The organism is Mycobacterium sp., assembly GCF_002863225.1.
GTDB lineage: Bacteria > Actinomycetota > Actinomycetes > Mycobacteriales > Mycobacteriaceae > Mycobacterium.
This window is the reverse complement of record NZ_PKEK01000045.1, coordinates 1-21701: the sequence shown is the minus strand read 5'-3', so window position 1 is coordinate 21701 and position 21701 is coordinate 1. Positions and strand designations below refer to the sequence as shown.

16 protein-coding genes and 4 pseudogenes are annotated in these 21701 nt (G+C 64.4%); 14 read left to right on the top strand and 6 right to left on the bottom strand.

The features are described from left to right. The first annotated feature begins 290 nt into the window (after positions 1 to 290). The 8 genes from CYU59_RS14085 to CYU59_RS14050 all read left to right on the top strand — a co-directional run bounded on the left by CYU59_RS14085 (position 291) and on the right by CYU59_RS14050 (position 10440). Positions 291 to 1397 (top strand): tyrosine-type recombinase/integrase, encoded by a 1107-nt coding sequence (locus CYU59_RS14085; protein ID WP_292990529.1) that lies wholly within the window; start codon positions 291 to 293, stop codon positions 1395 to 1397. Positions 1398 to 1452: 55 nt separating this feature from the next. Then, positions 1453 to 3648, top strand: a complete 2196-nt coding sequence (locus tag CYU59_RS14080) for a tyrosine-type recombinase/integrase (protein ID WP_292990526.1) — start codon at positions 1453 to 1455, stop codon at positions 3646 to 3648. Continuing rightward, positions 3638 to 4078, top strand: coding sequence for a DUF6262 family protein (locus tag CYU59_RS14075; protein WP_292990523.1), 441 nt, complete (start codon positions 3638 to 3640; stop codon positions 4076 to 4078). Before CYU59_RS14080 ends, CYU59_RS14075 begins: the two co-directional genes overlap by 11 nt. Positions 4079 to 4312: 234 nt before the next feature. Then, a complete protein-coding gene (locus CYU59_RS14070) occupies positions 4313 to 4660 on the top strand; it encodes a helix-turn-helix transcriptional regulator (protein ID WP_292990521.1) in 348 nt (115 codons plus the stop codon). A 76-nt stretch (positions 4661 to 4736) separates the two neighbouring features. Then, the gene (locus tag CYU59_RS14065) at positions 4737 to 6140 is read left to right on the top strand and encodes a recombinase XerD (protein WP_292990519.1); all 1404 of its coding nucleotides are present in this window, start codon (positions 4737 to 4739) and stop codon (positions 6138 to 6140) included. A gap of 477 nt (positions 6141 to 6617) precedes the next feature. Continuing rightward, positions 6618 to 7091 carry a MarR family transcriptional regulator gene (locus CYU59_RS14060; protein WP_292990517.1) on the top strand — a complete coding sequence of 158 codons (474 nt, stop codon included), beginning with the start codon at positions 6618 to 6620 and terminating at the stop codon, positions 7089 to 7091. Next, positions 7088 to 7549, top strand: coding sequence for an MmpS family transport accessory protein (locus CYU59_RS14055; RefSeq protein ID WP_292990515.1), 462 nt, complete (start codon positions 7088 to 7090; stop codon positions 7547 to 7549). Before CYU59_RS14060 ends, CYU59_RS14055 begins: the two co-directional genes overlap by 4 nt. Further along, positions 7546 to 10440: an MMPL family transporter gene (locus CYU59_RS14050; RefSeq protein ID WP_292990512.1), complete on the top strand. Its 2895-nt coding sequence runs from the start codon at positions 7546 to 7548 to the stop codon at positions 10438 to 10440. The genes CYU59_RS14055 and CYU59_RS14050 overlap by 4 nt, the downstream gene beginning before the upstream one ends. Positions 10441 to 10932: 492 nt before the next feature. Here the strand turns inward: CYU59_RS14050 and CYU59_RS14045 are convergent. Continuing rightward, positions 10933 to 11424: pseudogene (locus tag CYU59_RS14045) on the bottom strand (TetR/AcrR family transcriptional regulator); the annotation flags it as partial. Positions 11425 to 11579: 155 nt separating this feature from the next. Here CYU59_RS14045 and CYU59_RS14040 point away from each other — a divergent pair. The 4 genes and pseudogenes from CYU59_RS14040 (at position 11580) to CYU59_RS14025 (ending at position 13497) form a co-directional block, all read left to right on the top strand. Next, positions 11580 to 12161 (top strand): annotated as a pseudogene (locus CYU59_RS14040) (TetR family transcriptional regulator). Positions 12162 to 12193: 32 nt separating this feature from the next. After that, positions 12194 to 12385 (top strand): annotated as a pseudogene (locus CYU59_RS14035) (DUF6328 family protein); the annotation flags it as partial. Next, positions 12378 to 12542 (top strand): annotated as a pseudogene (locus CYU59_RS14030) (hotdog domain-containing protein); the annotation flags it as partial. The pseudogenes CYU59_RS14035 and CYU59_RS14030, both read left to right, overlap by 8 nt. 64 nt (positions 12543 to 12606) lie before the next feature. Further along, entirely contained in the window at positions 12607 to 13497 is an 891-nt protein-coding gene (locus tag CYU59_RS14025; RefSeq protein ID WP_292990510.1) for an alpha/beta hydrolase, read from the top strand. A 132-nt stretch (positions 13498 to 13629) separates the two neighbouring features. Here the strand turns inward: CYU59_RS14025 and CYU59_RS14020 are convergent, their stop codons facing one another. The 4 genes from CYU59_RS14020 to CYU59_RS14005 form a co-directional block, all read right to left on the bottom strand. Next, positions 13630 to 16707, bottom strand: a complete 3078-nt coding sequence (locus tag CYU59_RS14020) for an RND family transporter (RefSeq protein WP_292990507.1) — start codon at positions 16705 to 16707, stop codon at positions 13630 to 13632. A gap of 43 nt (positions 16708 to 16750) precedes the next feature. After that, positions 16751 to 17179 carry a DUF6188 family protein gene (locus CYU59_RS14015; RefSeq protein ID WP_292990504.1) on the bottom strand — a complete coding sequence of 143 codons (429 nt, stop codon included), beginning with the start codon at positions 17177 to 17179 and terminating at the stop codon, positions 16751 to 16753. Positions 17180 to 17254: 75 nt separating this feature from the next. Beyond that, entirely contained in the window at positions 17255 to 17908 is a 654-nt protein-coding gene (locus CYU59_RS14010) for a TetR family transcriptional regulator (protein ID WP_292990502.1), read from the bottom strand. Then, positions 17905 to 18375 carry a PaaI family thioesterase gene (locus CYU59_RS14005; protein ID WP_292990531.1) on the bottom strand — a complete coding sequence of 157 codons (471 nt, stop codon included), beginning with the start codon at positions 18373 to 18375 and terminating at the stop codon, positions 17905 to 17907. Before CYU59_RS14005 ends, CYU59_RS14010 begins: the two co-directional genes overlap by 4 nt. A 159-nt stretch (positions 18376 to 18534) precedes the next feature. On the opposite strand from CYU59_RS14005, the gene CYU59_RS14000 reads away from it, so the two are divergent. Next, positions 18535 to 19248, top strand: a complete 714-nt coding sequence (locus CYU59_RS14000) for a TetR/AcrR family transcriptional regulator (protein ID WP_292990500.1) — start codon at positions 18535 to 18537, stop codon at positions 19246 to 19248. 49 nt (positions 19249 to 19297) lie between these two features. Here CYU59_RS14000 and CYU59_RS13995 read toward each other — a convergent pair whose 3' ends face one another. Further along, positions 19298 to 20173: a metal-dependent hydrolase gene (locus tag CYU59_RS13995; protein WP_292990498.1), complete on the bottom strand. Its 876-nt coding sequence runs from the start codon at positions 20171 to 20173 to the stop codon at positions 19298 to 19300. Between the two features lie 73 nt (positions 20174 to 20246). Here CYU59_RS13995 and CYU59_RS13990 point away from each other — a divergent pair, with 73 nt between their 5' ends. Beyond that, the gene (locus CYU59_RS13990) at positions 20247 to 20909 is read left to right on the top strand and encodes a TetR/AcrR family transcriptional regulator (RefSeq protein WP_292990495.1); all 663 of its coding nucleotides are present in this window, start codon (positions 20247 to 20249) and stop codon (positions 20907 to 20909) included. Positions 20910 to 21701 lie beyond the last annotated feature (792 nt).

Below are 21701 nucleotides of genomic sequence, written 5' to 3'. Positions count from 1 at the left end.
GCCCGGTCGGTTATCGCCACACCGGCGGCGATCTGCATCGCGAACCCGCGCCCGGAATCGTCCCAGCACCAATGCAACACGAACCCGACTGCACACGGCCTCTGCGGACACAAGGCACACCTACGCCACCCACCTGATAGAAGATGGCTGGGACGCCAAGTTCGTCCAGGTTCTCTTGAGCCGGCACAGCGGCGTCCACGACGTGCAACACGCGCGTGGCGATCGCGGCAATCTTCGTGGTGGAGGTGGTTATCTGCAGCAGTCCATCACGCAGATTCCACGGAGGTTCGATGCTTGTGCAACGGGTGCTGATGCCCACCTCGTCGCTTGAATCCTGGACGGTCCTCGGCGACGGAGGCGGCCCGGTGGAGCCGATCGAGCGCTACCTGGCCTATCTCACCGACATCGAGCGGTCCCCGAACACGGTCAAGGCCTACGCCCACGACCTGAAGGACTGGTTCGTCTTCCTCGAGACCCGCAGCCTGGGCTGGCGCGAGGTCCGGTTGGAGGATCTCGGGGAGTTCGTGGCCTGGCTGCGGTTGCCGCCGGTTGGGCGGGCTGGCGCGGTGGCGATGTTGCCCTCGGCCGAGCACCACTGCTCTGCGGGAACCGTCAACCGGAAGCTGGCGGCGATCAGCGGCCTCTACACGTTCCACGCCCGACACGGCGTCGATCTCGGCGACCTGGTCACCGAACTGCACCCAGGTCGCCGCCGGCGCGCGGGATGGAAGCCGTTCCTTTACCACCTGAGCAAGGGCGAGCCGGAGCGGCGACGCACGATCAAGCTCCGGACCTCGCGCAGGCATCCGACCATCCTGACCGTCGGGCAGGTGCAGGCGATCCTAGACGCCTGCACCCACCTGCGGGATCGCTTGCTATGGGTATTGTTGTGGGACACAGGGATTCGGATTGGCGAAGCGCTGGGTCTACGTCACGAGGACGTGGCCGCTGCCGAGGGTGAGCTGACGGTCGCGCCGCGCTCCAACGACAACAGGGCGCGGGCCAAGTCGGCGACACCACGCACCCTCCCGGTCAGCCCGCAGGTCATCCGGCTCTACGCCGACTACCTACACGATGAATACGGCGACCTCGACTCCGACTACGTCTTCGTCAATCTCTGGGGCGAGCCGTTCGGGCACCCGTGGGGCTATCCCGCGGTCTACGACCTGGTGCTGCGGCTGCGCCGGATCACCGGCATCGACTTCGATCCACACTGGTATCGGCACACCTACGCCACCCGACTGCTCCGCAACAACACCCCGATCGAGGTCGTCAGCACGCTGCTAGGGCATTCCTCGATCGCGACCACGATGGACATTTACGGGCATCTGTCCGTCGAGGACGCCCGCCGGGCTTTGGAGGCGGCGGGCTTCCTGACCGGGCAGGAGGTGCGGTGATGACCACAGCACAACCCACGCCGCCGCCACGGCTCCGGGATTGCTGAGCATGCTCATGGCCGCTGTCCGACCGGAATTTCGGGCCGACATCCTGGTTCCCGAGCGGGGTGCGCTGATGTTCGACACCGCGCCGTGCCGGGTCCCGGGCTGCGTCCGTCAATCACGCATCCGCGGGCTCTGCAAAGGCCACCACAACGCGTGGCAACAGGAAGGCCGCCCGGACATCGGCGTGTTCGCAACGATCGCGTCCCCGGAAGGACTCGGGCGCAAGGAGCTCACGGTCTGCGCTGTCCCGGGCTGCCGGTTCGGTGCTGCCCGACGAGGCTTATGCGTTCGCCATCACGGAATTTGGGAACGGTCCGGTCAGCCCGACCGCGCCGCCTGGACGGCCGCACTTCCCCTCGTGCATGATCCCGATCATCCGGTCTGCGCGTTGTCCTACTGCACATTGTGGACACAGGGGCGCTCGGCGTTTTGCGTCAACCACCGATCGCGTTGGGAGGCGGCAAGACGTCCCGACATCGACGAGTTCATCGTGCTCTGCGAGTCCTACGGCGACGACCGGTTCGACTTCCGACCGTTCGGTGATCGCCGACAGCTCAAATTGGAGATGCAGTACGCACTGCAGTGCCGACACGATGAACGACAGGTCAAGACCCCCGCTGGCATCGCGCGGGCCGTCATCGCCATCGTGGCCGCCAGTGGCGTGGCGTCGCTACTGGACTGGCCGACGACGCGTTGGATCGAGTTCTTCGACGCCAACCACGCTGCCCGACACGGCCAGAACGGGCAGACGGCGTTTCTGCGCTACGCCTACCGCTGCCTGGAGGACCTGCACTGCGGCAGCGGATGGGAGGCCGAATTCCCGCGCGACGTATGGGAACTTCACCGGCTCGGCGTCGAAGGCCGCAAGCGGCTGCGGTTCGACGGCATTATGCAGCCTTGGCTGCGCGAGCTGGCCAAGCGGTTCGCCCGCTGGCGGTTGAGCATCGGACGCAGCCCCAACCAGGCCTACATCGACGTTCAAGCGGTGACGCGTTTGGCCGGCTTCTTGGCGTCCCCGCCGGTCGACGTCACCAGCCTGGCCGGCATCAACCGCACGATATTGGAGCGCTACCTGGCCGACCTGTCCACCGACCCCCGGGCACTGCACTCCCGCAGTCGCGACATCAGCTCGTTGGGTGCGTTCCTCGACGCGATCCGCCGCCACGAATGGGACCGCGACCTGCCCGCGAATGCTGCGTTCTACCCCGATGACTTCCCCAAGCCCGACAAACGCCTGCCCCGCGGGCTGGCCGAGCACATCATGGCCCAGGTCGAACAGCCCGCGAACCTCGACAAATGGAACAACCCCGAGAGTCGGTTGATCACAATGATTCTGATGCGCTGCGGCCTGCGCGTCGGTGACGCCAGCAGGGTCGCATTCGACTGCGTCATCCGTGGCGGCGACGGCGCCCCCTACCTGCGCTACACCAACGCCAAGATGAAACGTGAACCTCTCGTCCCGATCGACGAGGAAGTCGAGCAGGCCATCGCCGAGCAACAACAGCGGATCCTGCGCCGCTGGACCGACGGCAGCCCGTGGCTGTTCGCCGCTCCGAAGATGAACCCAGACGGCCACCGGCCGCTGACCACGGCCTCCTACCGCGGCCAGCTACGAGATTGGCTGGGCCGCTGCGACGTCCGCGACGAACACGGCCGCGCAGTGCATCTGACCCCACACCAATGGCGCCACACCTTCGGAACACGGTTGATCAACCGGGACGTGCCGCAAGAAGTCGTACGGGTATTGCTCGATCACTCCAGCGGTGAGATGACCGCCCACTATGCCCGCCTTCACGACACCACCGTCCGCCGACACTGGGAGTCCGCCCGCAAAATCGATGCCAAGGGTCAAACCGTCAGGATCGACCCCGATGGCCCACTGGCCGAAGCGAACTGGGCCAAGCAACGGCTCGGGCGCGTGACCCAAGCACTGCCCAACGGCTTCTGCGGGCTGCCAGTACAAAAGACCTGTCCACACGCGAATGCTTGTCTGACCTGTCCGATGTTCGTGACCACGCCCGAGTTCCTACCGCAACACCACGAACACCGTCAGCAAGTCCTGCAGATCATCTCCGCTGCCGAGGCACGCGGACAGTTGCGCCTCGTCGAGATGAATCAACAAGTCCTCGGCAACCTCGACACCATCATCACTACCCTTGAAACCGACTCCGGTTCAGAGGAATTGGAGCCTGCTGATGCGGGCTGACAACACCCGGCACCTCATCGTCGCCGCCCAGCAACGCCACGAACTCACCCGGGCCAAGGCGATCCAGGCCCTGAGGGTCCTCGACGCCGAAGGTCGCCCGGTCACCTTCGAGGCCGTGGCTCAAGCGGCGGCGGTGTCTCGGTCCTGGCTCTACGCGCAACCCGACGTCCGCGCTGAGATCGAACGGCTTCGCGCCGTCCACCGTCGAGCACCCGCGACACCGGTCCCCGCGCGGCAACGATCCTCGGACGCCTCGCTGCTACGCAGGCTCGAAGCCGCTACCCAGCGCAACCGCACGCTGGCAGAAGAGAACCGCAAGCTCCGAGACCAGCTCGCCCGAGCACTCGGCCAGCAGCGCACCGCGACCGGAACCACGTCCACTCACACCGCCCGGAAACGTCTCAGCTCGATAACGATCGGTCCCTGCTGAAAGGCCCCCCATGCCCCCACTCCAAACGTCGACGACAACGTCCACAACGAAACACCGCAGGTCGCAGCCCCGAACAGGCCAGCGGCTCAAGATAATCCAGGACCAATTGGGCCATGAACACGCCAGCGCCACGGCGTTGTATACCTGCGTGTCCAGCGATTTCCGCGTCCGCACGTTGCGTCGGGTGTTGGACTCCACCATCAACGATGCACTGTCGTCTAGCAAGGAGGATTCGTGAAGCGTCGTGTCGACTATGCCTGGCGGCTGGCCGAAATTATGGCCACCCACGGTATGCACAACAGCACCGACTTGATGCCGCGGCTCGCCGAACGCGGTATCGAGCTGTCCCGGCCCCAGGTGTATCGCATCGTTTACCAACGGCCTGAACGGTTGTCACTGCACCTGCTCGCCGCCCTGTGCGACATCTTCGAATGCGGCGTCGAGGATCTTCTCACCATCACCGCGACCGACGTCCGCCGCAAGAAAGCCGCCTCATCCACCACGACTGCGCGCCCGAACGTGGTCGATTTGAACAAGTCGGTGCGTCCGCGCCGGGCCCGGGTGATCCGCGATGACGATTGATCCCGACCGGCCGCCGGCACGCCGCGGACGACCCGCGGTCCGCGACGGCGCCTTGTGCTGCACTAGGTGCCACCGGATGGCCAACCAGTTGCGCGCGAACTGGCCCGCTGATCGACTGTGCCACAGCTGCTTCTACACGGCGATGCGCACCCGCGGCATCTGTCCCATTTGTGGGCACGACGGCGTGCTGCCCGGTCGGGTCAATCAAGCCGACCCTCGACCGGTATGCCTGTCATGCGCCGGCATCTCCGACGACTATCGATGCGCAACCTGCCACACCGAAGGTCAGCCGTATCGCCGCAGGCAGTGCGCTCGATGCGCGCTTCGCGACGACCTCACCGCTCTGATGGTCCACGACGCCGCCGACCCAGTCACCATGGGGACCATCGTGACAATCCTGTGCGGGGTTGACCGACCCGAAAGCATCCTCACCTGGAAACGCTCCCCCACCGTTCGGGCCCTGCTGATGGGCCTGGCCAGCGAGGACATCCCACTCAGCCACGACGGTCTCGACGCCGCCGGACAGAGCAGACAGGTCTCCCATCTGCGCAGCCTCCTCGAGCACAACGGCCTACTCCCGCCACGCGATGAACCCCTTGCCCGTTTCCAGGTCTGGCTGGCCGCAAAACTCGACGCGATCTGCGAGCCAGCCGTTCGAGCCCCCGTCGAGCAATTCGCCACCTGGCATCACCTACACCGCCTACGCCGAACCTCTGCGTCGGGCCAAAGCTCCCACGGACCAACATATTCGGCCCGACAAGAGATCAACGAGACAATCAAATTCCTCAGCTGGTTGCACGAAAACCATCACCGCACCGCGACGACCTGCCGACAGCAAGACATCGACGAGTGGCTAGCCACCGGACCGACAACCCGTACCAAAATCCGCACGTTCGTCGTGTGGGCCTCGAAAAGCAAGATCAACACCGCCTTACACCTCGACACTCCACAAGCCAAGGACACCCGCTTGCTAACCCAAGACCAGCGGATGGCATGGATCAAGGAATTACTCCACGGGGACATCGAATCACTGCCCTATCGCGTTGGCGGCATACTGCTGCTGCTCTACGCCCAGCCGGTGGCCAAAATCGTCGCCCTGCCTACAGCCGCAATCGTCATCGCCGCCAGCGAGATACGCATATCGCTTGGCGCCGAACCTGTTCCAATACCCGAGCCCTTCGCCAACATGCTCAAAGACCACCTGCACAACCGACCCAACCTCCGGACCACAGGAGGCCTGACGACCAACCCCTGGCTATTTCCCGGCCACCGCGCCGGCAAGCACCTCGAACACCACACCATGATGCTGAAGCTGCGCACCCTAGGTATCAACCTGCTCGGAGCACGCAACTCCGCACTGCAAAACCTGGTCGCCGAAATACCCCCTCCCGTCGTAGCCCACCTCTTGGGCTATAGCCACAACTGCACCCAACGACATGCCCAACTGGCCGCCCAACCATGGTCGCGCTACGTCACGTAGTGGTTGCGGAGTGCCCAACGGGACTTATCGAGTTATCCGCAAAGACCACCGCCGAGCCACCACCCGATCGCGAACACGACGGATTCGAATATGCGGCTTTACCGGTACCTGCATAGTGCGTCAGATTAATCAGCTTCCTTGTCTCCGGCGGTTGGGGCCGACCGGTGCCACTGTTGTTGGCGTCTGGGAAGCGCCGCCGTCTTGTTGGATTAGCTCGGGTCACATTGGATAGCCCTCGCAAACTAATTGTCGAGCCGTCCTCGCCGTCGCGGTATCGACAAAGCAGAGCGAAGCCTTATCGCGCCGCGCGGCGCTCCGCCAAGCTGCTTCCAATCCAAGAAATTCAGATCATCGTTCCGGCCGATTCTCATCTGCCAGCCATCGCGGGGTCAACGCGCGTCGGACGGCTTCGCCTGGCATTTACATAGCCTCGATGATATAAAGATGCCCGTGGCAACGCGGGCGAAGGCGCACCAAATGCGTGAGAACGTCGTGGACTTCCTCGATGACGCCGTGGACCTGACAATCCGATTCCTGGCCCAACGGGAGCCTCTGTCGATTCCGGCGGCTTTCGTGCTGAATCGCCTGGGACGCGAGGGCCCGATGCGGCTGACCACGCTCGCCGCCCGTGAGGGCGTCACCCAACCGTCGATGACCCAGCTGGTGCAGCGCCTCGAACGTCAAGGGCTCATCCTGCGGTGCTCCGATCCCAGCGACGGGCGCGCGACGCTCGTGGGGATCTCTCCCGCCGGCCGAGACGTGATGGCCCACCGCAGGAAGGTCCGCGAGGAACGGATGACGCGGCTGATGGACACGCTCACCGACGAGCAGCAGCGCCTGTTGTGGCTATCCGCGACGGCCGCGGGTTCGGTCATCCGCCAGGTCGTCGAGAGCGCCGAACACTGCTCGGCTCGCGGTCGGGCGGCCGTCGATCGAGAGGTGTGTGGATGAAGTCGATCCCGGTGGGCCGCTGGGTGGCCCGCGGTGTCTCGAAGCTCGGCAAGGTCTGGATTGCCCTCGTCTTCATCGTCGTGCTCGCCGTCTCCGGTCTCGTTGTCTCGCGGTTGCACAAGGTGTTCGCATCACAGGACCTCAACGCCAACGCCGGGGCGGGAATCGAGATCGTGCAGTTCAACCCCAAGGTGGTGGTCTACGACGTGTGGGGCCCGCCGGGAGCCTCCGCACAGATCGGCTACTTCGACCCCGATGCGAAGGTGTATGAGGTCACCGCGCCGCTCCCATGGACGGTCACGCTGTCTACGACGCTGCCGACCGTCAGCGCCAGCCTCATGGCCCGAGCCGATGGCTATCAGATCGGATGCCGCGTCACCGTGAATGGAGTCGTCCGTGAGCAGCGGTCCGCTGACGGTGTCCAAGCCCAGACCTACTGCCTGGTGAAGTCCGCATGACCCACACCGCCACCCCGGACGTCGCACGCGGCCACCGGCCCTACTTCCCGCGCCTGCAGCGCATCTTCTCGGTGCCCATCGTCATCTTCTGGATCTTCGTCGCGGTCGTCGTCAACACCGTCGCCCCGCCGCTTGAGGTAGTTGGCGAATTGCACGCGGCGCCAATGGCTCCCGAGGATGCCCCATCGATGAAGGCCATGAAGCTGATGGGTGGCAACTTCCACGAATTCAACTCCAACAGCACGGTGATGGTCGTGCTCGAAGGGAAGAAGCCGCTCGGCCCGGATGCCCACAAGTACTACGACGAGATCATCGCCAAGCTGCGCAGAGATCCCCAGCACATTCAGCACATCCAGGACTTCTGGGGTGACACCTTGACCGCGGCGGGCGCCCAAAGCGCCGACGGCAAGGCATCCTACGTGATGATCAATCTCGCTGGCGAGCAGGGCATGACGCTGGCCAACGAGGGCGTCGAAGCCGTCCGCAAGGCTATCGAGGAGACGAAGGCTCCGCAGGGGGTTCAGGCCTACGTCGCCGGGCCCGCCGCGCTGACCCGTGATGAACACGTCGTCGGCAACGCCAGCCTCGGCGTCATCACCATCATCACCCTTGCCGCCATCGCGATCATGCTGCTGATCGTCTACCGATCGATCATCACGACGCTGATCCAGCTCTTCCTGACGTTTCTCGCGCTGCTCACGGCACGCGGCGTGGTCTCCGTGCTGGCCTTGCACGGTGCGTTCGGACTGACCACGTTCGCGGGCAGCATCCTCACCATGCTGGCGATCGCGGCGGCGACCGACTACGGCATCTTCCTGTTCGGCAGGTATCGCGAAGACCGCGGCATGGGTCTTGACCGAGACGATTCCTACTACGCCACTTTCAAATCCGTAGCACCCGTCATCGTGGGTTCGGGTCTGACGATCGCGGGCGCCACATACTGCTTAAGCTTCTGTCGACTGCCCTACTTCGCCACCATGGGCGCTCCGGTCGCGATCGGCATGATCGTGGTGGTCCTCATGGCGGTGACGCTCGGCCCGGCCGTGCTGTTCCTCGGCAGCAAGGTAGGCCTCTACGAATCGAAGCGTCCACCCAAGAGCGTCTTCTGGCGCAAGGTCGGCACCGCCGTAGTCCGTTGGCCTGCACCGATCTTCGTGGCCAGCCTGGTCGTAGTGCTGATCGGCCTGGTAGCCATCCCGGGGTTCAAGCCGGCCTATAACGACCGCTACTATCTGCCCAACGACGCCCCGGTCAACGTCGGCTTCGCCGCCGCCGACCGACACTTCTCGCAGGCCCGGATGAACCCCGACATCCTGATGGTCGTGCCCGAGCACGACATGCGCAACCCTGCCGACATGCTGGTGTTGAATGCGATAGCGCGCAACGTGATGCACACCGAAGGCATCGCGATGGTGCAGAGCATCACCCGCCCGCTCGGTATTCCGATCCAACACAGCTCGATTGCCTTCCAGACGAGCATCTCCGGGCAGACGAGCAACCTGAATCTGCCGTTCCAGCGGGATCAGCTGGCCAACCAGCTGAAAACAGTCGATTCGATGAACAAGTCCATCGCCATCATGGAGAGGCAGTACCAAATCTCCGTCGAGCAGACCAACCTCACGATGAAGTCCGACAAGGTATCGCAGGAACTGCTCGCGGCCACAAAGGACATTCGTGACCACATCGCCGACTTCGACGACGAGTTCCGGCCGTTGCGCTCCTACTTCTACTGGGAGAAGCACTGCTTCGACATCCCGATGTGCCACGCGCTGCGGTCACTGTTCGATTCCCTCGACGGGATCGACGAGACCGCCAACCTGACCGAGACGAACCAGGTCAACACCGACAAGTTGGCGGAACTCGCTCCCCGGTTGACGGCGTTGCTGCCGCAGACGATTGCCGAGATGAAGACCAGTAGGGACCTGGCGCTGGCGTCGTACAACTCGCAGAAGGCGCTGATTGATCAGCTCCAGGCGACCAACGACACGGCGCTGGCGATGGGCACGGCGTTCGATGACTCCAAGAACGACGACCTGTTCTTCCTGCCTCCGGAGGCATTCCAGAACCCGGACTTCAAGCGCGGCCTGGAGATGTTCCTGTCACCAGACGGCAAGTCCGCCCGCATGTTCATCACCCACGAGTCAGACCCCGCCACCGTCGAGGGCATCGCGCGAGTGGCCTCGGAACGCAAGGCCGCCCAAGAGGCGCTGAAGATGTCGTCGCTGTCGAACGCCAGGATTTATCTGGGCGGTGTCGCGGCGACCTACAAAGACATGGCCGACGGCGCCAGATACGACCTGATGATCGCGGTGGTGTCATCGCTGACGCTCATCTTCTTGATCATGCTGATCTTGACGCGCAGCGCCGTGGCGGCGCTGACAATCGTTGGTACAGCAGGTAGTTCAATCGCCGCATCTTTCGGTATATCGGTCCTGTTGTGGCAGGACTTGTTCGGCAAACCGATCGAGTGGCTGGTCATGCTGATGTCGGTCATCATCCTGTTGGCGGTCGGATCGGACTACAACCTGCTACTTGTGTCCCGGTTCAAGGACGAGATCCATGCCGGCCTGCATACCGGCATCATCCGGTCCATGGCAGGCACCGGTGGCGTGGTCACCTCGGCCGGATTGGTGTTCGCAGCCACCATGGCCGGCATGCTGTACAGCGACCTGATCGTGCTGGCGCAGATGGGCTCGACCATCGCGATCGGTCTGCTCGTAGACACCTTCATCGTGCGCTCGCTGCTGATGCCGTCGATCGCCACAATGCTCGGCCGGTGGTTCTGGTGGCCGCAAGTTGTCTACCCACGCGGCGATTTCCAGCAGCCGCATCCACGCAACGCGCCGGATGACGACGATGCAGACACCGCGGCATTGCCGGTGACGCACTGACCGGTGGTCTCGCAAATCCTCTCGGGAGATCGACGGTGCGATCAGTAGCCCCTACGGCGACAGCCATGAATGTCTGGCTTCTACCGCACACAAACTGATTTGATCCTCCGTTGACTTGATCACATAGTTCAGTCGCAGTTTTCGCGAGTTGACCTTCCAGAGGGACCGGCACCGAGTCACTACCGTGGGCCCCCCTGCGCCAACGCTCAGATAACCCTTCACCACCGACGAATACGACGGAAACGAATATGCGGCTTTACCGGCACTATGGCGATTATTGCATCAGATGCAGGATCGGCGGGCTCCCCACCATTGCCCTTCAGAATTCTGGTCTTCACCACCGTCGTTGGCGTAGCAACAATTTCGACGCTTGGCTGGCTCGCGAGGCGTCCGCGTTCCTCGCGATCCTCGCATCGATCACCAATGCTTTTTAGTTTCCTAGAATTGGCGAACGCGTTGGCGCAATGCTATTCGAGCCGCTCGCGGAGCTGCTCATGGCTGGTCATCGGGGCGGGGCCGCAGGCCGTCGAACATGACTCCGTGGAGGGCGCCGGCGACGAGTGTCTCGTCGAGATGGTCCCTGGTGACCAGGTACATCAGCGCGCTGACGGTGACGGCCCCGAAGAGTGCAATCGATGTGGCCCGCGGATCAGGTTGGGCCAGCAGCGATCCGTCGGCTGCTCCCGCCACGAGCAGAGCCTCGACCGGTTGCTGGTAGGCGGTGCTGATCATCTCGGCGATGACGGGCATGCGGCCGGCCCGGCCGAGTTCACCGATGAGCGCACGGCAGACCGCCGGCCGCCGGGCCATCGCTCCCAATTGTGCGTGGATGACCTCGTCGAGGCGTTCAGCTCCGGTGCCGTCGACCTGCACGATCGCGATGACCGCATCCGAGATTTCCTGCAGGAGGTCTTCGAGCAGGAACGCGAGGATGTCCTCCTTGCCAGCGAAGTAGTAGTACAGCGTCGCCTTGGGCACGCCGGTCCGTCGGCGGGCATGAAGCCGGTCACCCGGTCGGCCAGCGCGAACAATTGACTGGTCAGATCGTCCTGCGCGGCGTGTTCAGAGGAGGTCGTCATCCCCTGCACGGTAACGCATCCGGTTGCCGCACCTGGACGGGTGTAGTAGTGTCCGGACACGTGTCCAACCCGGTAGCTCGGGAATCGACCAGACGCCGCCTGTCCGCCAAGCAAGCCGACACCGTCGACCGGCTGGGCAACGCCGCGATTGGTGTGCTGAGCCGAGAAGGCTTCTCCGGGTTGATGATTCGTATGGTGGCAGCGGAAGCCGGTGTTGGCGCCGCCACCGCGTACACGTACTTTTCCTCCAAAGAACATCTCGTAGCGGAGGTTTTCTGGCGGCGCTTGGCGTCCAGTCCCGCTGCGCCCGATGACCTGTCCGACTAGACGACGCGCGTCATCGCCGTGCTGCGTCAGATCGCGCTGCTGGTCGCGGACCAGCCGGCGCTGGCCGGTGCGGTCACCAACGCCCTGCTCAGTCAAGACCCCGAGGTCGAGCATCTGCGGTTGCGCATCGGCCGTGAGGTACATCAGCGCCTGGCCACCGCGCTGGGCGAAAGAAACGCGCCTGAGCTGGTCGAATCGCTCGAGCTGCTGGATGCGGGCGCCCTGGTGCGGGCCGGCATGGGATATGCGTCCTACACCGAGATCGCCGATCGGTTGGAGACATCCGCGAGACTTCTCTTGACCGAGAGGCCCTAGCACCACGTCGCGGGCTGGCATGATCATCGCCCATGGACGTCGTCGACCATCCTGAACGGGATCAGGCCTGGGACAGCACGGCGCGCTCGGAGAGTGAAACCCAACGGTTGGACCGCAATTGGCTCAGTCTGTTGCAGGAACTGCGGGTGGTCCAAACCGGTGTTCAATTGCTCACCGGTTTCTTGCTGACGCTGCCGTTTCAGCCTCGCTTCGACGAACTTACTGCGACCAATGTCCAGCGGGGTGTGTGTCGCCGTCGCCGACATCGTGTCATTGGGCAAGCGCAGCGGGGTGGCACGCATCGACATCACCAACGACGGCAAAGCTGTCTGCGCAGCTCAGGGCACCGTCACGATCGTCAGCACCACGGGCAACGGCTAGTGAGGAGAACTGCTGCGGCGCGTCGCCCGTCATGCGCAGTTAGGGCCGATGGCAGGCACGCGCCATGACCGCGGTCATCCAGGAGCGTGTCCGCACCGAGGACGGCATCACCCTGGCCGCGGACTGCTACACCCATGACGACGTCCGTCCCGTGGTGCTGTTGCTACATGGTGGCGGCCAGAACCGCCGTGCGTGGAGCACCTCAGCGCGCCGGCTTCATGCGCACGGGTACACGGTGGTCGCCTATGACACCCGCGGGCACGGTGACAGCGACTGGGACCCCGACGGCCGATACGAGGTCGAGCGCCTGGCGTCCGACCTGATCGCGGTCCGCGAACACTTCAGCGCCGGCAGGCCACCCGCGGTCGTGGGCGCATCGTTGGGTGGGATGACCATCCTGGGAGCACATCTGACCGCACCCGCCGAATCGTGGGGGGCGGTCGTGTTGGTCGACATCACCCCGCGGCTGGAATTCCAGGGTGCCCGCCGCGTCGTGGCGTTCATGGCCGCGCACCCCGACGGCTTCAGCACCCTCCACGATGCCGCCGAGGTGATTGCCGCCTACAACCCGCATCGCGCGCGACCCGACACCGTCGACGGCCTGCGCAAGGTACTACGACGACGTCACGACGGCCGGTGGATCTGGCGATGGGACCCAGCGTTCATCCACTCCAACTTCGAATTTGTCCACGGTGAGCCCACGTCGGGAACTGAGCAGTTCGACGCGATCGGGCTGATGCTGAGCGACGGAGCCCGCCGCGTCACCGCGCCAACACTTCTGGTGCGGGGCCTGCTGTCCGACGTGGTCTCCCAAGACACCGTCGAGGATTTTCTGCAACTGGTCCCGCACGCAGAAACCGTCGACGTGTCCGGTACCGGTCACATGATCGCCGGTGACGACAACGACGCGTTCACCGCCGCGGTCGGCGACTTCCTCGACCGTTGCACCATGTAGGCTGCACCGCTGCAACGGTTCGACCCCCTGCCACGCTGCCACGCACGGCGATACAGCGACTTCGCTGTTGTGCTCGAACGGGTTCGCCCGCCACAGCGGGCGGCAACTGGCGGCAGTACCCGTCGGCGTCGGTTACTGGTCGGAGCGGGCTGTCGCGCGTTGGGGCCACCAGCTGGCTTCGCGCAGCAGCACGGCGATCGCGGGAACGGTCAGCGTGCGCACGACGAAGGTATCGAGCAGCAGGCCGCATCCGATGATGAATCCAGCTTGGATCATGATGGCGATGGAGCCGAACGTGAGGCCCAACATGCTGGCGGCGAAGATGATGCCGGCAGAGGTGATCACCGAGCCGGTGTTGGCGACGGTGCGCAGCACGCCGACGCGGATGTTGCGGGTGGATTCCTCCTTGAGCCGCGAGACCAGCAGCATGTTGTAGTCGGCGCCCACGGCGACCAGGATGATGAACGCCAACAGTGGTACCGGCCAGGCGATTTCGTAACCAAGGTCCCACTGGAAGAACAACACGCCGATGCCCAGTGAGGCAGCGTAGTTCAGCACGACCGTGCCCAGCAGGTAGAGCGGGGCCAGCAGTGCGCGCAGCAGCAGCACCAGGATGAGGCCCACGATGAGCAGCGTGGCGACGCCCAGTTGGACGAAGTCCGCCGAGAGCAATTTCTGGATGTCGGAGTTGACGGCGGGGAACCCGGCGACCGAGATCTTGGCCTGAGCCAGGGAGGTGTTGGGGCGGGCGGCCTCGGCGACGGTGACGATCTCGTGGGCCAGGTTCATGGCGTCCACGGTGTAGGGGTCGTCGCCGGATTCGATGACGAACCGGGCGGTCTTGCCGTCGCGGGACAGGAATTGTTTTGCCACGTCGGCGAATTGGCGGTTCTCGAAGGCGTTGGGCGGCAGGAAAAATCCGCTGGCGGTGTCCGAGCCGCTGCTGGCGCGTGCCGAGTTCTGCAGTTGGGTGGCGATCTGGCTCATCCCGCCGAGCATTTCGATGTTGCTGTCGGCCAAGGTGTGCACACCGGTGGCCAGGGCTTGGGCGCCGGAGGCGAGTTGGCCGATGCCGTCTTGGAGTCGGCGAACGTTGCCGGCCATGTCAGCGGGATTGCCGAGCACTCCGAACGCCTTGTCCATCGAGGTGACCGCGGACTGGACGTCGGCCAGGGTGCCGGCGACGGTCCCGTTCTGCCCGACCCGGTCACCGAGGTCGGCGACCTGGGTGAAGAACCCGCCATCGTGCAGCGTCACCAGAACTTGGACCTGGTCTCGGATCTGCGCGCACTGCGGCGTGGTCGCACACCACGGCGAGGTGTTCAGGGCACCCACCAGGGGGTCGATGGTGGCGATGGCGCCGTCGGCTTGTTCGGCCAGCGGCCGCAGTCCGGGCCCCGAGCGCAGCGCGTCATCGACGGCGGGCGCGGCTACCGAGAGCTGGGTGAGCAGCGGCCGGAGTTGGTCGACGTGGGGACCCAAGGTTTGGGCCTGCTTCAGGATGCCGGTCAATGGGGTCAGCGCGGTGCGCAAGATGGTGTCGAGTTGGGCCAGGCCGCCGGCGAGTTGATCCGCGCCGCCGGTGAGCTTGGCCAGGTCGTCCTTGCGGGCGTTGCCGTCGGTGACCGCGCCCGCCATCTTGTCGCCGATTTGTCCGTTCTGCCAACTTATTTGGGCTTGCGCCAGGCGGACCCCGGCCGGTCGGGTGACCCCGGCGACCTTCGTGACCCCGGCGACCTGCGCGACGCGGGAGGCCATCTCGTCGAGATCGGCGAGTCCTTTACCCGTGCGCATGTCGGTCGGTGATTCCACCATCAGGAACTCGGCGATGACGATGTCCTTGCGGAAGTGACGGTTCAGCAGTTGGTAGCCCTGGTTACTGGCGGTGGTGGCGGGTTGTCCCTTGCGGTCGTCGTAGCTCAGCGTGATCGTCGTGGCGACCGCGGACAACGCCAGCAAGATGACCAGGCTGGCGATGAGCAGCGGCACCGGCTTGCGCACCACCGCGACCGCCACCGAGTTCCAGTAGCGCCGGGTGCGGTCGGACTTGGGTTCGCCGATGCCGCGTCCAGCGGCCAGCGCCAGCACCGGCGGAAGCAGCGTCACGGTGGCCACGAACCCGACGATCACGGCGACCGCGCAGGCCGGTCCCAGTCCGGCGAACATGCTGAGATGGGCGAACACCATGGCCGCAAACGCCAGTGCGACGGTGGCAGCCGAGGCCATGATGACGCGGCCGATGCTGGCGGTGGCGTCCACGACTGCCTGATCGTGGGCCACCTGCGCCCGGCGCTGTTCGTGATAGCGGCTGATCAGAAAGACCGTGTAGTCGGTGCCGGCGCCCAGCAGGATCGCGGTCATGAACGCGACGGTGAACTGCGACACCGGCATGCCCACCTCACCCAGCCCAGAGAGCACCCCACGGCCCACGCCCAGACTCGTGCCGATCACCAACAGGGGCAGCAGCGCGGTGAACACCGATCGGTACACGATGAGCAGGATCAGCGCGATCAGCCCCGCCGTGGCGATCGAGATGAACAGCAGATCGTGTTCGGCCTCGGCGATCTGGTCGCTGAACGTCGCCGCCGGCCCGGTCACCCGCACGGTCGTCGACGACCCCTCAAACGACCGGGCAGCGATCGCGCGGACGGCGGTGATCGACGCGGCCGCTTTGGGGTCACCGAGGGTGCCGGCCACCCCGACCGGCAGATACCAGGCTTGACCGTCCTTGCTGTGCGCCTGGGCGGCGGTCACCGGATCGGCCAGCAGGTCCTGCACGAGAAGGACGTGCTGGGTGTCAGCGCGCAGCCGCGACACCAGATCCGCGTAACGCTGCCGCGCCGACGGCGTCAGCCCAGCCGGGTCTTCCATCGCGACGAACAGCATCGTCTTGGAACCCTGTTCGCCGAACGCCTCGCTCATCCGGTCGACCGTCTGAAACGACGCCACGTCCCGCGGGATCAGCTGGACCGACTGTTTCTGAACCACGGTCTCCAACTGCGGGAACACCAGCGCCAAGACCACAGCCAATCCGACCCAGGCACCGATCACCAGCGCCTTGTGCCGCACGGTGAATCGAGCCAGCGCCCCGAGCCGTTCGCTGTACTCCCCCGACGCCTTGGTCGCGGATGCGGCGCGTTCCCGTAGCCGCGTGGTGGGGGTGTCCGGCGAGTCGGGTTGGTTCCCTTCGGCGTTCAAGGACGCGTCCACCAGCGGCCATATCCTAGGCGGACCCTAGTTCCGCCCTCCCGGATCACCGTGAGACCGCCGGAAAGTCGGCGACCTGATCGCCCTCGGGCAGGTGCACGACGCGGACACGGCCGTGTGGCAGGCAGGCCATGTAGCCGTGGCGCTTGCCGTACAACTCCCAGGCAGTGAAGTCCTCATCCGCGGCGACCGTGACGCGGTATCCGTTGGAGAACTCCACGTGCAGAGTGCCGTCGTCATCGCAGCTGGCGTGCGTGCAGATACTGCCCGCGACGTTCAGCAGTGGGCGCTGATAGTCGGGCACGTCATTCGGGTCGATCATCACGTCTTCGGCTGGAAACTCCTCCAATGCGGGAAGCGATAATCGCAGTGGTCGGGTGATGACCAGCTCGTTGTAGTCATCCAGCCTGAGCACGAGGCCGCCCTCCAGGCTGACGCGTTGAACCTCGCAGGTGTCGATCCATTGGGCGAGCATGATGCTCCCTTCGTTGATCGTTTGATACCCAACGATACTCTAGGTATCGCTACGCTACTAGTAGTAGCATTCGCGTCAATGCGTGGTGGTGTCGCCGGATAGCAGCAGCTGCACGGCGCGGTCGATGTGGTCACGGGCTTGGGTTGCCGTGGCGCGGTTGCGGTTGAATGCGGCCAGGTTGGCCAGCCATACATCGCAGATGAGCCCGGCGATCTGACGGTGGTGGTCGCTGGGTTCGCCGCCAGCGAGGGTGGTGGCGAGGAGTTGTTCGATCAGGTGGGCCGCCTCGTTGACCGCGCTGGCGGCGGTAGTGTCGGCGATAACGAACGCCCGCGTCATCGCCTCGGTCAGCTGGGGGTTGCGCTGCCAGTCGTCATGCAGGCGCGCGGTGAGCATTTTCAGCCGCTGCTGGGGTGTGGCGCCCAGTGTCGTCCACTCGCAGGAGGCATCGAGTCGTTGGAACTCACGGGTCAGCGCCGACACCAGCAGGTGGGTCTTGGACGGGAAATACCGGTATAGCGTTCCTACGGCGATGCCTACCTGCTCGGCCACCGCCCGCATCTGGACGGCTTGGTAGCCGCCGGAGGCGGCCGCCGTCAACGTTGCATCCAGGATCGCGTCGCGATGCCGCGCCGACGTGCGGGAGCGCCGCGCCGGCACCGCGGCCCCGCGTATCGCGGGCTTCGCATCGGGCACCGCCGACGTGTCCGTCGTCGTAGGTGGCGTCATGGCATGCCGCCAAGCAGGTCAGGCGGTATCTGACCGGTGGCGGCGAGCCGGTCGAGCAGTTCACCGAAACCGGACACGTCACCGTGGGCGGCGAAATGATCGGTGGACACGGTGATGAACACCGCGCTGGCGGTGAACCTTGTGACCCCGTCGCTACCTGTTCCGGTGCCAATGACGTTGAGGGCGCGGCCTTCTCGCGAGACGATGTGCGCGGCGATGCGGTGGGGCTGATGCAGCGGCACCGGCCGCAGATACTCGACCGTCAGGCTGCGCGTCACCGCGGGCGTGCCGGCAATCCACAGCGTGAAACCCAACATGTCGTCGCAGGCGGCCGCCACCGCTCCGCCGTGCGCCAAGCCCGGAGCGCCGATATGGCGCTCATCGAAGGTGACATCGCCATACACCGTGTCGCCATCGCGATACACCACGAGCTGAAGGCCGTGCGGGTTCTCCGGCCCACAACCCATGCAGGTCGGCGTGTGGGACGGCAACCGCACCGGTGGTGACGCGCTGTCGTCCAACCTTGCACCCCCAGTACGATCAGTTTCGCTGCGCTACCGTTAGTACCATAACTGCTAGGATTCCGGATGACATCGCCTGAAGATCGAGCAGCTCGAGGTGAATGAGTGAGTGAAAGTAACCAGTCGCAGCTTCCGATACCGGGTGACGATGACGAGGACATCGACCCCAGGCGAATCCGGTCGCGCAACCGGTTGCTGGATGCCGCCGCGACCCTTCTGAGCACCGGAGGGGTCGAGGCCGTCACCATCGAAGCGGTCACCAAAGCCTCCAAGGTGGCCCGCACCACGCTGTATCGCCACTTCAAGAGCTCGTCGCATCTGCTGGCCGCCACGTTCGAGCGTCTCCTGCCGCAGGTAACACCGCCGGCACCGGCCAGCGGCACCGTGCGCGAGCAGCTGATCGAATTGCTCAGCCGCCAGGCCACGCTTTTTGACGACGCGCCACTGCATGTCACCACGCTGGCCTGGCTCGCTTTGGGACCCACCGGCACCAAGAGTGACACCGATGACCGGCACGCATCCGGCGCGCTGCGGACCCGTGTCATCGACCAGTACCGACAACCTTTTGACGCGCTGCTGCGAAGCGCCGAGGCCCGTGCTGAATTCGATAACTTCGACCTCGAACTGGCCCTGTGCCAGCTTGTAGGACCATTGGCGTTCGCCCGAATGACCGGACTGCGCACCATGACTCACCACGACTGCGCGAACGTTGTCGATGACTTCCTGGCCGCACACCGGCGTAACCACCCCGAACCCGCGACGCCGCTGTCCGGCGACGAATCGGTTGCAGGCGATGGCGCTTCGGGCGTGCTCACCTGAGGCATGTATCGAAGATTAGTCGCGTAGACCTACTGATAAGCGGTGCGATCTACACGCTCTGATCGCTAGCCACTCGTTGGGCGCCATCGGAATCGAAGAGTTCCTTTGCCCAGCTCTCGAGGACCTCGGTGCTGTCCCAGTCGTCGGGGTGAAACCCGTTGCGGGTGTAAGAACTGAAGCGTTGCCGCGCGTCCCGGCTAAACAGAGGAGAACGGCGCAGGTCGTTTACGCTGCGGAGCAGCCGTAGCGGGTTGTAGGCCGCGCGGTCGCCCGCCAGAGATCGGGCCGTCTGGATGATCACTTCTGCGAAGAAGATCAGCGAGGCAATCCTCATCGCACGGACGCGTGTGCGCTCGGTTCCACCGACGGCTCGGTAGACGTCGAACGCAACCGCTTTGTGCTCGGACTCTTCGAAGGCGTGCCAGAGCAGAATGGGACGAACCTCGGCGTCACCGATCAGCTTCTGGACGTCGTCGCTGGTCAGGATGATCTCGGCGAGCGTGGCCGTGTAGTGCTCGAAAGCAGCCGTGACGGCCAGGCGCATCTTCTCCGAGAATCGCTTCTCAAGCACGTTGATCAATCGCTGGATGTGGCGCTCGATCCGATCGGTGGGATAGCCCATCACCTGAAGCCGCTGGTTGAGCAGCCGATGCTGCTGTCGGTGGGTGGCCTCCTGCGCGATGAATCCCTTGATCGCGGCCTGAAGTTCGGGATCGCTGACCTGCTCGCGATAGTTCCGCACGGACCGGATAAAGAAGTCCTCACCCTCGGGGAAGGTCGCGGACAACACCGAGATGAAGTGGCTCATCACCAGGTCGCCGTCGACGAAATGCTGGCGTCGGGTACCGGAGGGTAAGGCGAAGTGGACACGTCGGGCTTTCAGCGGAGCCCGCGTTGCTGCCTGAACGAGCGACTCATCGGTCATGCTCCACTCCTGTCGCTATCGACTCAACATCTGACTTTATGGCTAGTCAGATTATCATGACAGACTCTGAAGGGTGAGTCCAGCCCGGGTCTACAGCGGAATGTCTGCAGAGCAGCGCCACCAGGGGCGGCGGGCACGTCTCATCGACGCCGCGATCGAGTTGATCGGTACCCGAGGCGTCGCCGCCACAACTGTGACTGCGGTCTGCACCGAATCGCGCGTCACCTCCCGCTACTTCTATCAGCATTTCCCGGACCGCGATGCGCTCTTGCGGGCGGTCTACGAACAGGTTTATGCCAGCATGCAAAATGTGGTCGTCCAGGCGATTCCCGCAGCCGGCGCAACCCCAGACGTGCTGGCGTATGCCCCGATCCGCGCGCTGGTGAGAATGATCGAAGGCGATCCTCGGCTGGCCCGGATTGTGTTCGTTGAATCCGGAGCGGAGCCAATCCTGCGCCAGTTGCGAAGCGAACTGTTGGCTGGTTTCGCCGATCTTGTGGTGCGGGAAGCTCGGCTCCATCTAGATATCGCGGACTCTGCCTTGGGCGTCACTCACTTGGCTTCGACGCTGGGCGTCGGAGGGTTGTTCGAAGTTCTACGCCGCTGGCTCGATGATGAACTCGATTACACCGCAGACGAACTCATTACCCATTGCGCCGGGTTCCTCGGCAGCCTCGGCGCCTACGTGCTACGGCAGGACACGTCCAAGTCGTCATCCCAGCGGCCGCTTTCCTGAGACGCAACTATCCGAAAACAGAAGCAGACGCGGAGGGTCAATCATGGGAACTCACCCGCGCCGGTCGCACACCGGTTTTAGCTTTTAGCTATAACTCGGCCGGCGAACGACAGATCCTCGGACACCGGCGAAAAGACCTATCAGCCCTGCCTAATCACGAAGATCTTCGCCAACGCCAACGCCAACGCCAACTACCGCTGGTCCCTCGAGTTCGCGACCCCGTCATGCGGCACCATTCACACTGAACGCCTCGACGCCACCGCCGATGACCGCGCGCGACTACAACCGAACCGAACACCTATTCCAGCGGGTGTTCGTGACGCCGCCGCTCCCCCCTCTGCGTGAATCTCGACAACGCGGCCCTGCCCCCACTCGTCAGCCGCCGCCAGCCGACCCAGCTCGATCAGAAACGACGCCGCGTCATCCACGTTCTGCCGCTCACGTTCCAACCGAGCCTCATTCGCCCTGGCCTGCGCTTCGCGAACTCTTTTCCGCGCTGCGGCTTTCGAGTTGGCCGAACCATACGACCGGTCAAAACGCGCCTCTACCACCACCAACACCTAAATCCCCCCATCCTCATTTGTCCACATCCCCCGTTTCCCAGTTCCCGTGCTCACCAACACAACCCGCTCCACACCATCACTGAAGTACCCCAGGTTTAGTTCCGATTGATCTGTCCCCGTCGTTTTGAGCCGTGGTTATGCGAGTTGAGGGACGTTTTGGGTGGATGTCCAGAGCATCTCGAATTCTGTCGGGCTGATGTTACCGAGGTAGCTGTGTCGGCGTTCGGCG